The following is a 14,271-nucleotide window of genomic DNA, read 5'->3' on the forward strand; positions in this document are numbered from 1 at the left end:
CTTACCGGGCCTGATTCACGGCTTATGGAGGCTATTGTTACCATGGCACAAGCCAACCTTTCTGAAATTCTGTTCAAACCCAAATTTAAGCATCCTGAAACCTCGACGTTAGTCCGGCATGCCCATTGCAATCATCCTATGAGTGTTCATTCAGCACTGGATGGTGATACCGCTAGCCACTGGTATCGCATGATAAACCGCCTCATCTGGACTTGGCGTGGTGTCGATCCACTTGAAATAGAAGAAGTCTTATCGCGGATTGCCTGTTCAAAGGCGGAGCATAGCGATAACGAACTGCTGGATACCGTGGTGGGTTATCGTAATGGTAACTGGATTTATGAGTGGGCCCATCAAGCGATGCAGTGGCAGCAAAAAGCGATGGAAGAAGCTGATCCGGTGAATGCGGGTCAATATTGGTTAAACGCGGCCAATCTTTACAGCATCGCCAGTTACCCGCACTTAAAAGGTGATGAGCTGGCCGAGCAAGTCGAAGTGCTGTCAAATCGTGCCTATGAAGCTGCCGCTGAGCACTTGCTCTACACATTGAAAAAGCTCGATTTCACGATTTCCGATGGTGGCACACTCTCTGGCTTCCTGCATATGCCAACGGTGGGCAGTGCGCCATTCCCAACGGTACTGATATGCGGTGGGCTGGATACCCTACAAGGGGATTACCACCGCTTATTCCGCGACTATCTGGCCCCAAAAGGGATCGCCATGTTGACCATCGACATGCCATCCGTAGGGGCATCATCCCGCTGGAAATTAACGCAAGATACCAGTTATCTGCACCAACAAGTGTTGCAGGCATTGCCGAATATTCCTTGGGTTGATCATCAGCGAGTCACTGTTTTCGGCTTACGTTTTGGTGCCAATGTGGCAGTGCGCTTAGGTTATCTTGAGCCTCAGCGGGTCCGCGCAGTGGCTTGCCTTGGGCCGATTGTTCACCATCTTTTGTGCAACAGCGATAGCCAGCGCAAAGTGCCGGACATGTATATGGATGTGATGGCCAGTCGCTTGGGCATGGCAGATGCGTCGGATGAGACACTGAAAACAGAAATGAACCGCTACTCCCTGAAAACACAGGGGTTGTTGGGACGGCGCTGCCAAACGCCCATGCTGGCAGGCTTCTGGGAAAATGATCCCTTCAGCCCGAAAGAGGAGTCGAAACTCATCTGTTCTTCCTCCGCTGATGGCAAGTTATTGGCTATACCATCTACACCACTGTATGACAATTTCCATCGCGCATTATTGCAAACCAGCGAATGGTTAGAAGATAAAATGCGTTAATGAGTTGCTAATTTTTAACAGTTTGCTAAAAAGGTGCGTCTACATAAGGAGATTTAAGAATGACGTCAACCAGTGCTCATCCTAAAAGCAAGCTTATGAAACGTTTTGCAGCTTTGGGGCCATACCTACGTGAAGGGCAGTGCCAGAATGACCGTTTTTTCTTTGACTGTTTAGCTGTTTGCGTCAATGTAAAGCTTGCTCCAGAGAAGCGTGAGTTCTGGGGGTGGTGGATAGAGCTGGAGCCAGCGGCAGACCACTTCACCTATGTTTACCAGTTTGGCCTGTTTAACAAAGAGGGCAGTTGGAAGGCGGAAAACATTAAAGATCCTGAAGTACAAGAGAAGTTGGAGACCACATTGCGTGGTTTTCATAAGCGTCTAGCCGAAATGCTGACCTCTATTGAGATGAAATTGGTGCCAGCGCAAGATTTTAGCGAACAGCCAGTTAAGTTATCCGCGTAAGAGTTGAGTTGTTACTCCCTAATTAAGAAGCATATTCCCCCTTTTAGCACAATAAAAGGGGGAATATATGGCTATGCCTGTTGGCATAATGCTTCGCGCCTGCTACAAAGTTCCCTCTATCATCTCTTTTTTATTTATCCAAACGGCAGAAAAATTATGAGTGGCAGCCAGACATTGGTTGTGAAATTGGGGACGAGTGTACTGACGGGCGGCTCCCGTCGTCTTAACCGTGCCCATATTGTTGAACTGGTGCGCCAATGCGCCCAGCAACACGCCAAAGGTCATCGTATTGTTATTGTTACCTCCGGGGCGATTGCTGCCGGACGTGAACACTTGGGTTACCCGGAATTACCCGCCACCATTGCATCGAAGCAACTGCTGGCCGCCGTCGGGCAAAGTCGGCTGATTCAGCTCTGGGAGCAGCTATTTTCTATCTATGGCATTCATGTGGGCCAGATGCTGCTGACCCGTGCTGATTTAGAAGATCGTGAGCGTTTTTTGAATGCTCGCGACACCATGAACGCTTTGCTGGATAATCGCATCGTTCCTGTCATCAATGAGAATGATGCCGTCGCCACCGCTGAAATCAAAGTGGGCGACAACGACAATCTCTCCGCGCTGGCAGCGATTTTGGCGGGGGCGGATAAGTTGCTGTTACTGACCGATCAAGCGGGCTTATACACCGCCGATCCTCGCAACAACCCAGAAGCAGAGCTGATTCGCGAAGTGCATGGTATTGATGATGCTTTGCGCGAGATTGCGGGCGACAGTGTTTCGGGCCTTGGAACCGGGGGGATGGCAACCAAACTGCAAGCTGCCGATGTTGCCTGTCGCGCAGGGATTGATGTGGTGATTGCGGCAGGGAGTCAGGTCGGTGTGATTGCAGATGTGATTGATGGCACCCCCGTCGGCACCCGCTTCCACTCACTGGAAACCCCGCTGGAAAACCGCAAACGCTGGATTTTTGGTGCGCCACCGGCGGGCGAAATTACCGTCGATGACGGCGCTGTCTCTGCCATTATGGAGCGGGGAAGTTCGCTATTGCCAAAAGGGATTCGCAGCGTCAAAGGGGACTTCTCCCGTGGTGAAGTGATCCGCATCCGTAACCTCAGTGGGCGGGATTTGGCCCACGGCGTTTCACGTTATAACAGTGACGCCTTGCGCCTGCTAGCGGGTCACCACTCGCAACAAATCAGTGAAATCCTCGGCTATGAATACGGCCCAGTGGCTGTTCACCGTGACGATATGATTGTCAGTTAAGGAGCAAGCATGAGCATGCTGGAACAGATGGGGAAGGCCGCCAAACAAGCCTCCTGGCAATTGGCGATGCTAAGCACGGCCAAAAAGAATCAGGCACTCGCGGTCATTGCAAACCTGCTGGAGTCTGAAAGTCAGGCCATCTTGCAGGCCAATGAACAAGACATGAAAGCTGCCCGTGACAGTGGCATGAGTGAAGCGCTGCTCGATCGGTTGTTATTATCGCCCGCGCGATTAGCCGCCATTGCTAATGATGTACGCCAGGTATGCCGCCTGAATGACCCTGTGGGCCGGGTGATTGATGGTAGCCTGCTCGACAGCGGCTTAAAACTCGAACGCCGCCGTGTGCCACTGGGGGTGATTGGTGTCATTTATGAGGCCCGCCCTAATGTCACCATTGATGTGGCCAGCTTATGCCTGAAGACCGGCAATGCGGTCATTTTGCGCGGTGGTAAAGAGACGCATCACACCAATCAGGCGACGGTGAAAGTGATCCAACAGGCGCTGGAGCAGTGCGGTTTACCCGCAGCAGCAGTGCAGGCGATTGAAAGTCCCGATCGCGAGTTGGTGAATGAATTGCTGCGGATGGATCGCTATGTCGATATGTTGATTCCCCGTGGTGGTGCGGGTTTACATAAATTGTGCCGCGAGCAGTCAACCATTCCAGTGATTACTGGTGGAATCGGTGTTTGCCACACTTTTGTCGATGAAAGCGCAGACATTGAGAAAGCACTGTTGGTCATTGAAAACGCAAAAATTCAGCGGCCAAGCGCCTGTAACTCACTGGAAACGCTGCTGGTTCATCAGGCCATCGCCGAAAGCTTCCTGCCCGTATTGAGCGCCAGAATGCATGCTTTTGGTGTGACACTGCACGCCAGCCCGCAAGCCATGCCGTATCTGGCAGAAGGTCAGGCTAAAGTGGTGGCGGTGGAGGCGGCAGATTATGATGACGAATGGTTATCACTGGATCTGAATGTGGACATCGTGGCTGATATTGATGCCGCCATTAGTCACATCCGTGAACACGGCACCAGCCACTCCGACGCTATTTTGACGCGCTCACTCAGCAGTGCCGAACATTTTGTCCGTGCGGTAGACTCCTCAGCGGTCTATGTGAATGCCAGTACGCGCTTCACCGATGGGGGGCAATTTGGTTTGGGGGCAGAGGTGGCTGTCAGCACACAAAAACTCCATGCGCGCGGCCCTATGGGGTTGGATGCATTAACCACCTATAAGTGGATTGGCTACGGTGACGATTTAGTCCGTAACTGATTAACTGCCAATAATGGCGTGGGTATTAAAGCGATATTGGGCCTATGCCAATGTCGCTTTATTTTTATGCCTATTTTAGTTTCGTAGAAATATAAAATAATCACTAAAGTCATTTTATCACCTGCCGATAACTAACCTGTTATCTATATGCTTATTAATTATCTCGGTAGCTAGAGTGATAAATTAAAGATGGGGAATGGCAGGTGAGCGAAGCGTCGAAAGAAAATTTTATCAAAACGAATAAATTAGCAATCTGTGCAATTCTTCGCGATTTAAAGAAGAATGATACTGCCGTGATGGTGACACATGCGCGCGGGCAATTTATTAGCCGTATTCTGGATGTGGTACCCGAAACCAATCAGTTTATTTTTGATTTTGGCAGCGTAGGACATGAAAACATTTCAGCCCTTGCTGCTAATCAAATAACGATTATTGCGGAACCTACCGGTGCGAAAATCGAGTTTACCTGCAATCCATTGAAAGAAATAAAGTATCTGTCACTGCCCGCTTTTAGTACCGCCCTCCCTGATCAGCTCTATTTCATCCAGCGCCGGGAGTATTTTCGTGTCAACATTCCGCAGTGGCCCGCTTATTATTGCTCTGGGAAATTCGTTGATGGCACCCCCTTTTCCTATACGCTAGCCGATATCTCCTTGGGCGGGATGGGGTTATATGCCGCGAAAGGCAGTGAGTTCCCTCTGCAAGGATGTGGCATTCTGCGTGATGTCTCGGTTGATTTATGTGGTTTTGGTATTTTTAAACTGGATCTGCAATTTATCCGAGCCATTGATAAGCAGGTGGTCAATAACAAAGGTGAAACACTCACAGTGCAACGCCTGAGTTTTAAATTCCCTCGCTTAAGCCCCATTCAGGAGAAAGGATTGCAACGCGCCATTTTTGAGCTGGAAAAGCAGCAAACTGCCAAGGCGCGAAAATTTCAGGACAGTATTTAGTTTTTGGTACGATGAGTGATGACCTGTGGCTGATGTAATAGTGCATTGGCAGCAGGTATCCTATTTTTCTGACTGGCTATCGCCACCACCCACAGATATTTCCCCCTTCTGGTATGGCCTGATCCCTAATTTCATTTTTGGACTATAGTTAATCCTATTCAGCTTTCTTGCTGCGCTACGTTTATTGCGTATTGTCAGCCTTTATTTGCTTCTTTTTATGACTGAAGGCTTTGGTGCATCAGTCTGTTGCTTTCCACCTTCATTCAGCCATTTTGACAGCACTCCGCCTGTCAGAACATTTTCTGCGCCCTATCACGCGGCTCGTCAGGCTCAGGACGTTCACCTGTTCGGAAAGGTAGCTATGAAATCAATTATCAACACTATTCTTGGATCACGAACGACAAGCAACCTCTGGCATGATTCTGCCCCGGTAAGGGAGGAGTTATTCAGTGTCGAGCGGTTGGAGCAACATGCTGAAAGTTTAGCCAAAGCACAATCGATCACGGACCATCCCCCACGGGTCTCCACACTGCATTCCCGCCTCAATGATAACGCCGATACCTTGCTGGCCGCCTATCGGGCCAGCGCAGCAGAGCTGGAAAAGGGCCATGCGGTTGTGCCTGCGGCTGAATGGCTGCTGGATAATTATCATCTGGTTGAGGAGCAAATCCGCGAAATCCGGGATGACCTACCACCGGGTTACTATCGCCAGTTACCGAAACTGGCTGATGGCCCCTTTGCCGGTTATCCACGGGTGTTTGGCATGACTTGGGCCTTTGTGGCGCACACTGACAGCCATCTGGACCCCGATGTTTTGTGCCGTTTTATTATGGCCTATCAGCGTGTCCAGCCGCTGACTATCGGCGAACTCTGGGCGGTCGCGATTACACTGCGCATCGTGCTGATAGAGAATTTACGTCGTCTGGCGGATCAGATAACCCAAGGGCGCAAAGCCCGCGCAGATGCTGAAGCACTGGCGAATCGCTTATTGGCGAGCGGGGAGAGCCGCTTTGCGCTGGAGTCCGATATTGCCATGCGCTCAACTGAGCCGCTATCGGAGCCATTTGCGGCTCACTTGGCAAAGCGATTACGGGATCAAGATCCGCGCACCACGCCCGCGCTGGGGTGGCTGGAAGATCGCCTGAAGCTACAAGGGTTATCCGTCAGCGAAGTCGTGCAACATGCCCAATTGCGCCAAGGGACATCGAATGTCTCGATACGCAATGTGATTACCAGCATGCGGTTGATCTCAGATATCGACTGGGCGGATCTGTTTGAGAGCGTCAGTCTGGTGGATGCCTGCTTACGGCAAGGGAGCGCCTTTGCCAGCATGGATTTTCAAACCCGCAATCTCTACCGCAGCGCCATCGAACAGTTGTGTCGTGGTTCCACCTTCACTGAACTGGAGATTGCCAATCTCGCCTTGCAAGCGGCGCAGGATGCCGCCAGCAGCGCCGAACCGGAGGAGGTTGAGCGCTGTCGTGACCCCGGTTATCACTTAATTGGTGCCGGGCGGCGTGAATTGGAGAGTCAACTCAGATTTAGCCCCTCAATGCGTCAATGGTTTAGCCGCATGAGTATCCGCCTTGGGGTGGGCGGCTATATGGGGGCGATTTTACTGGTTACCGCGGGATTGCTGGCATTGGCACTGTGGGCTATCTCCTTTCCCGGTCTGGCGATCGGCTGGTGGGTGGCATTTGCCGTCATCGGATTTATCCCGCTAACAGAAGTGGCGACAGCGCTAGTGAACCGCGTTATCACTTGGAGCTTTGGTGCCACGATTTTACCGGGGCTGTCGCTGACCGACGAGATCCCTGATACCCTGCGGACACTGGTGGTGGTGCCCACCTTACTCACTGGCAAAGCGGATTTACTCGAGCAAATCGAGCAGTTGGAAGTTCACCATCTCTCCGGCATGACTGGCTCTCTGACCTTTGCTCTGCTACTGGATGGCGTCGATGCGGATCAGCAAGTTTTACCGAGTGATGGCCCACTGTTGGCGCTAGCCGATGAGGCCATTGCGCGGCTGAATCAGCAGTATGGCCCCGGCCCAACAGGCCCACGCTTTCTGTTGCTCTACCGTCAGCGGAGGTTCAATGAGAGTGAAAACTGCTGGATGGGCTGGGAGCGCAAGCGGGGCAAGCTGCATGAGCTTAACCGCCTGTTACGTGGTGCAACCGACACCTCCTTTACCCCGGCTGCCGCTGGTGAACCGCAGGTGCCAACGGACGTGCGCTATGTGATCACGTTGGATGCCGATACCCGTCTACCGCGAGATGCGGCCCGACGATTGATTGGCAAAATGGCCCATCCGCTTAATCAGCCTCGCTTTAGTGAGGATCAGCAGCGGGTCATTGAGGGGTACGGCATTCTTCAGCCGCGAGTGACATTGGCGTTGCCAATGGGTAAAGGCGGATCATTGTACCAACGGATATTTTCTGGCCCCGGTGGTATCGACCCTTATGCGGCAGCCGTTTCGGATGTTTATCAGGATCTCTTCGGTGAAGGCTCTTATACCGGCAAAGGGATTTATGATGTTGATGCCTTTGAAGCCGCGCTGGCGGGCAGGGTGCCGGAAAACACCTTACTCAGTCATGACCTGTTCGAGGGAATTTTTGCCCGTGCCGGATTAGCCTCGGATATTGAGGTGGTCGAAGAGTCTCCGGCCCGCTATGACGTGGTGAGTAAGCGCCAACACCGCTGGACCCGAGGTGATTGGCAATTACTGCGCTGGGTGTTCAAAAGCAACAACACGGGCAAGGGTATCCCGCCGTTGGGCCGGTGGAAAATGATGGATAACCTGAGGCGCTCACTGGTTGCGCCTTTTTCGCTGTTGTTGCTGGGGATGAGTTGGGTATTACCTCTGCCCGCCGCGTGGGTCGGCGTGCTACTGGTGATAGTATTGACGGCGCTGCCTTCATTCTTGCCGGTTCTGTTCTCATTATGGCCTGCTCATAATACTCGGCTGAGTCACCATTTACGCTCCTTATCAGACGATGCCAAACGGGCGGGAAGTCAGACACTCCTTTCGCTGATTTTTTTGGCCGACCACGCATGGCAAATGGGGGATGCCATTGGCCGCACACTGATTCGGATCGGTATTACTCATCGCCATTTACTGGAGTGGACGACGGCGGCCCAATCGGCAGGTCAACCCCGCCCCGGTCTGCCCGGTTTCTATCGCCATATGGCCGGAGGGACGCTACTCGGCTTGCTGCTGGCGGCCATTGCGCTAACCCTGTCTCCCCCAGCGTGGCCGCTGATTCTCCCCTTTGCCACACTCTGGTTTTTCGCGCCAGCGATAGCATTGTGGGTCAGCCGCGCCCATCCGGTGGTTCAGCATAAACCGATGACGGTGGAGGATATCCCCGAGTTGCGGCTGATCGCTCGCCGCACATGGCGTTTCTTCGAAACCTTTGTCACGCCCGATGAAAATATGCTGCCCCCAGATAACTTTCAGGAGGACCCAAAACCGGTGGTGGCGCACCGAACTTCGCCGACCAATATGGGCCTTTATCTGCTCTCGACGGTGGTCGCCCGTGATTTTTGCTGGGCAGGCACTTACCGCACTCTGGTGCGCCTAGAAGCCACCTTCGACAGTTTAAATAAGCTGGATCGCTTCAGAGGGCATTTCTTTAACTGGTATGGCACGCAGGATCTGCGGGCACTGGAACCCGCCTATGTCTCTTCCGTCGATAGTGGCAATCTGGCTGGGCATTTGATTGTGCTGGCGAATACCTGTGAGGAGTGGGCGACACAACCGCTCGCGGCCAATTGGGCCAAGGGGTTGATGGATAACCTGCTGTTGGCTGAAGCCGCTTTCCGGCAGTTGCCGCGGGGAGACGTTGATTTTAAAAGAAAACTTTGGGCGGTGCTGGAACAGGTTCGCATGGACTTAAAGTATGTTGGCGAAGCTGAAATGCTGCCACTGGCGGTGAAACCTTTATTGGCGAAAGCCTCGGCGATGGTGCATGGCGTTGCTCGTCCAATTGATGATAATGCATTTATTGATTTGAGCTATTGGATTGAGGCGCTGGTTCTGGCCGCCGCCGAACATGAGTATGACCAGCAACTGTCGGCTGAGATGCAGGAGGAGGTCAATAATCGGTTACTCAAGCTGGCAGCAGAGGCCCGCCATATGGCGCTGTCGATGGACTTTGCCTTCCTGCTCGACCCTGAACGCAAATTGCTCTCCATCGGCTATTCGATGGCAGATAACCGCCTTGATCCTAGCTGTTATGACTTGCTGGCTTCAGAAGCGCGGCTGGCCAGCTTGTTTGCGATTGCCAAAGGGGATATCCCCACCCGCCACTGGTTCCGACTGGGGCGAGCAGCAACGCCTGTGGGTAAAGGCGCGGCGCTGATTTCATGGTCGGGTTCCATGTTCGAATATCTGATGCCATCACTGGTGATGCGCGCGCCAGCAGGCAGTTTGCTGGAACAAACCAATCAACTGGTGGTGGAACGGCAACAGGCTTACGGGCGCAGCTTGAATATCCCATGGGGGATATCTGAGTCGGCGTACAGTGCGCGGGATATCGAATTTACCTATCAATATTCCAACTTTGGTGTGCCGGGACTGGGGTTAAAGCGCGGCTTATCAGAAAATACCGTGATTGCGCCTTATGCGACCGGCTTGGCAACCATGATTGATCCCCACGGTGCGCTGCAGAATTATGGCCGACTGGCTGAGATGGGGGCGCTGGGGCGCTACGGTTTTTATGAAGCGCTAGATTTTACCCGCTCCCGCTTACCGGAAAATCAGCAGGCGGTGATCGTCCGCAACTATATGGCTCACCATCAGGGGATGACCATTGTGGCGATCGCCAATACCTTGCAGCAAGGGCGGATGCGCAACCGCTTCCATCATGAGCCGATGATTCAAGCCTGTGAGCTATTGTTGCAAGAGCGGATGCCGCGCAATGTGGCGATTGCCTACCCACGCACCGAGGAGGTGCGGCTTTCCGCCGTGGCAGACAGTGCCTTGCCGACGGTGCGCCGCCTCTCTTCTCCGGTGATCGGCGCGCCGATCACTCACCTGTTATCCAATGGTCGTTATGCGGTAATGCTAACCTCCGCTGGTGCGGGCTACAGTCGATGGCTGGATATGGCGGTCACTCGCTGGCGGGAGGATGCGACTTGTGATGATTACGGTTCCTTTATTTTCCTGCGTGATTTACGCAGTGGCCGCAGTTGGTCGGCAGGGGCGCAATTGGCTGCCAGTGATAATGCGCACCGCGAGGTGATCTTCGCTGAGGATCATGCCGAGTTTATCTGCCGAGACGGCACCCTCACCAGCACCATGCATGTGTTGATCTCCAGCGAAGATGATGGCGAGGTACGGCGCGTCTCTCTGCTCAATACGGGCCGCCGGGCGCGGGAGATTGAGCTGACATCTTATGCTGAAGTGGTGCTCACCGCCGCGTCAGCGGACAATGCCCATCCGGCCTTCGCCAAAATGTTTGTGGTCACCGAATATCTGCCGGAGTTGGGGGCATTAATTGCGACGCGGCGGCCTCGGACGGCACAAGAGCCTCAAGTTTGGGCGGCGCACTTCTCCGTGGCAGAGGGGTTGCCCGTGCGTGAACTGCAATACGAATCGGACCGCGCTAAATTTATTGGCCGTGGTAACCGGGTAGCCACCTCGGCGGCCATGCAAGTGGATGTGCCACTGTCAAATACCGTGGGAACCGTGCTGGACCCCATCTTCTCTTTGCGCCATAGCTTGCTGGTTCCCGCTGGAAAAACCGTCACTGTCTCCTTCTGGACACTGATCGCCTCATCAAAAGAAGCTCTGCTGGATATGGTGGACAAACACCGCGACCGCAGTGCTTACGAGCGGGCGAAAACGCTGGCTTGGACACAGGCGCAGGTGCAATTACGCCATCTGGGCATTAAAGCGGAAGAGGCGGCCGACTTTCAGCAACTGGCGGCACCGATTCTGTATGCCGATCCTCGCTTCCGTTCGCCCTCCAGTACCATCATGCGCGGCGCGGGGATACAGTCGGCACTCTGGGCGCAATCGATATCCGGCGACCTGCCGATTGTCTTGCTGCGAATCGATGACGGCGAAGACATTGAACAGGTGCGGCAATTACTGCGCGCCCATGAATACTGGCGCATTAAACGTCTGGCGGTGGATCTGGTTATCATCAATGAGCGGGCCTCGTCTTATGTGCAAGACTTACAAATTGCCATCGAAACCGCCGTCCGCAGTAGCCAGTCACGGCCTCGTCTGGGGGATGAACTCCGGCAAGGTTCGGCTTATGCTTTGCGCGCGGATCTGATGAGTGCCGAGACCCGAGCGCTCTTGTGCTCGGTCGCGCGCGTGGTACTGACGGCTCGCGCGGGCAAACTGGGCCATCAGCTTCATCACCTACTGTTTACCCTGAACAAAAAAGGGGTCTCCGCAGAGAAGAAAACGGCTTTCTCATTGGCTAAACCGAGCCATTTCCCTCTGGCGGCGCTATCGCCACTGCCAAGAACCTTGCTGCCACTCCCCGAAGAGCTGGAGTTCTTTAATGGGCTAGGTGGCTTTGGTCAGCAGGGGCGGGAATATGTCATCTGCCTGAATGACGGAGAAAATACCCCCGCGCCCTGGATCAATGTGATCGCCAATCAGAACTTCGGTTTTCAGGTTTCGGCGACCGGCAGCGGCTATACCTGGGCTGAAAATAGCCGCGAAAACCAAATAACCCCATGGCTGAATGATCCGGTCATCGATCCTATTGGCGAGTGTCTCTATCTGCGCGATGAGGACTCCGGCCAACTTTGCAGCCCAACGGCACAACCGATCCGTGATGGCGGCACCTATATTGCTCACCACGGACACGGCTATAGCCGATTTGATCATCAGGCGAATGGTGTGGGTATGACGCTATTGCAGTATGTCCCGCTAGCCGATCCCATCAAGATATCGCGGCTGACACTGCACAACAGATCAGATAAACCTCGGCGTCTCTCGGTGACCGCCTATGCCGAGTGGGTGCTAGCGACCTCTCGGGGGGCCAGTGGGCCATTTATTATTACCGAGATGGATGAGTCAACCGGAGCCATGTTGGCACGCAATCCGTGGAGCACCGCCTTCCCCGGAAGAGTCTCTTTTGCCGATCTCAATGGGCAGCAAAAGAGCTGGACAGCCGATCGCAGCGAGTTCCTCGGCCACTATGGGAACAGCTCTGCACCAGCCGCCCTGCTGGCAACCCTACCGCTCTCCGGGGTGACTGGGGCGGGGCTTGACCCGTGCAGTGCGCTACAGCAGACCATTGAACTGGCCGCCGGTGAGCAGGTGGAAGTGGTGTGGTTTATCGGCCAATGTGGTTCGGTGGGTGAAGCACAGACATTGATTACTCGCTACCGCGAGGCCAATCTGGATGCGGTGTTGAGTGAAGTGACCGACTACTGGCGGGGCTTGCTGGAGGCGATTCAGGTGAAAACGCCGGATCGGCAGATGGATATCATGCTTAATGGCTGGCTGCTTTATCAGACACTGGCGTGCCGTGTGTGGGCAAGATCGGCCTTCTATCAGGCCAGCGGTGCCTATGGCTTCCGTGACCAGTTACAAGATGGCATGGCGCTGACCTTTGCTCAGCCGGAGACCACCCGTCACCACCTGCTGCGCGCTGCCGGACGGCAATTTATTGAAGGCGATGTGCAACACTGGTGGCTGCCGCACTCGGGGCAGGGGGTACGTACCCGCATCTCCGATGACCGAGTTTGGCTCTCATTTGCTACCGCCACCTATATTCTTGCTAGCGGAGACACCCCTGTGCTGGATGAGTTGGTACCGTTCCTCGAAGGGCCAGCACTTCATCCGGGGGAACACGATGCTTTCTTCCAGCCACTGGTGGCGCAGGAAGCTGCGTCTCTGTTTGAGCACTGCGCCAAAGGGTTGGATCAATGTATCGACCTGACGGGCGAACTGGGCTTGCCACTCATGGGAACCGGTGACTGGAATGATGGGATGAATCGGGTCGGGGAAGGCGGCAAAGGCGAGAGTGTCTGGCTGGGGTGGCTGCTGGTGGCGACACTCAAGATGTTCATTCCGTTGGCGGCAAAGCGTGATCCGCTGCGGGCCAGAGCATGGCAAGCACACCTCTCGGGGCTGATTACCGCGTTAGAGCAAGAGACATGGGACGGCGATTGGTATCGGCGGGCCACCTTTGATAATGGTAGCTGGTTAGGGTCCAAAACCTGCGCTGAGTGCCGCATTGACTCGATTGCGCAGTCATGGGCGGTGCTCTCCAAAGCGGCAGATCCGCAACGGGCAGTGCAGGCGATGACCTCACTGGAGCAACATCTTATTCGCCCCAATGATGGCATGGCACTCCTCTTCACCCCACCTTTTGACAAAATCGCCGATGACCCCGGTTACATCAAAGGTTATCCACCGGGCCTGCGGGAAAATGGTGGGCAATATAGTCATGCCGCCATGTGGGCGATTTTGGCATTTGCTGAATTGGGGGAGGGGGATAAAGCCCATGAGCTGTTTGCTCTGCTCAATCCGGTCAATCATGGCAATACCCCTGAGGGAGTGGCGCGCTACAAAGTTGAACCTTATGTGGTGGCCGCCGACATCTACTCTGTCGCCCCCCATGTCGGGCGCGGCGGCTGGACGTGGTATACCGGTTCTGCGGGTTGGATGCACCGTGCGGGTATTGAAGGCATTTTGGGTATCCACCGCGAAGGGATGGAGTTGGTGATTAATCCTTGTATTCCCGCCAGTTGGCAGGGATTTGAGGTGACCATTAATCTGGCCAACACCCGCTATGCCATCCGCGTTGAAAACCCGAACTCGCGTTGTCAGGGCATCAATTCAGCGACATTGAATGGTTCAGCTGTATCCTATCAACCTGATGGATTACGGGTCGCACTGGATGGTGGCGAGTACGAATTGATTGTGACTTTATAGCCATGACCCACTCAGTCGAGATAGTCAATCAGCGCTATCTCAACTGGATAAAATAAAAACTAAAAAATATGTTGAATTATCATGCTACTGACCCAATATTATAAGCTAGTTATTAAGGAGGATAAGG

6 protein-coding genes are annotated in these 14,271 nt (G+C 53.9%); all 6 read left to right on the forward strand.

All coding sequences use genetic code 11. From position 1 onward, the window contains the following. The first annotated feature begins 42 nt into the window (after nt 1-42). The 6 genes from frsA (at nt 43) to HRD69_RS10365 (ending at nt 14,144) form a co-directional block, all read left to right on the forward strand. Nucleotides 43-1,290, forward strand: coding sequence for an esterase FrsA (gene frsA / locus HRD69_RS10340; RefSeq protein ID WP_032812992.1), 1,248 nt, complete (start codon nt 43-45; stop codon nt 1,288-1,290). Nucleotides 1,291-1,349: 59 nt separating this feature from the next. Next, the gene (crl, locus tag HRD69_RS10345; protein ID WP_032812991.1) at nt 1,350-1,751 is read left to right on the forward strand and encodes a sigma factor-binding protein Crl; all 402 of its coding nucleotides are present in this window, start codon (nt 1,350-1,352) and stop codon (nt 1,749-1,751) included. 156 nt (nt 1,752-1,907) lie between these two features. After that, a complete protein-coding gene (gene proB / locus HRD69_RS10350) occupies nt 1,908-3,011 on the forward strand; it encodes a glutamate 5-kinase (RefSeq protein ID WP_004873506.1) in 1,104 nt (367 codons plus the stop codon). Between the two features lie 15 nt (nt 3,012-3,026). Beyond that, nucleotides 3,027-4,280 (forward strand): glutamate-5-semialdehyde dehydrogenase, encoded by a 1,254-nt coding sequence (proA, locus tag HRD69_RS10355; protein WP_004873505.1) that lies wholly within the window; start codon nt 3,027-3,029, stop codon nt 4,278-4,280. A gap of 203 nt (nt 4,281-4,483) precedes the next feature. Next, nucleotides 4,484-5,233 carry a flagellar brake protein gene (locus HRD69_RS10360; RefSeq protein ID WP_004873504.1) on the forward strand — a complete coding sequence of 250 codons (750 nt, stop codon included), beginning with the start codon at nt 4,484-4,486 and terminating at the stop codon, nt 5,231-5,233. Between the two features lie 361 nt (nt 5,234-5,594). Continuing rightward, the gene (locus HRD69_RS10365) at nt 5,595-14,144 is read left to right on the forward strand and encodes a GH36-type glycosyl hydrolase domain-containing protein (RefSeq protein WP_032812990.1); all 8,550 of its coding nucleotides are present in this window, start codon (nt 5,595-5,597) and stop codon (nt 14,142-14,144) included. Nucleotides 14,145-14,271: the final 127 nt, after the last annotated feature.

Origin of the sequence: Yersinia mollaretii ATCC 43969 (assembly GCF_013282725.1) — a bacterium.
In the GTDB taxonomy this organism is placed as follows: domain Bacteria; phylum Pseudomonadota; class Gammaproteobacteria; order Enterobacterales; family Enterobacteriaceae; genus Yersinia; species Yersinia mollaretii.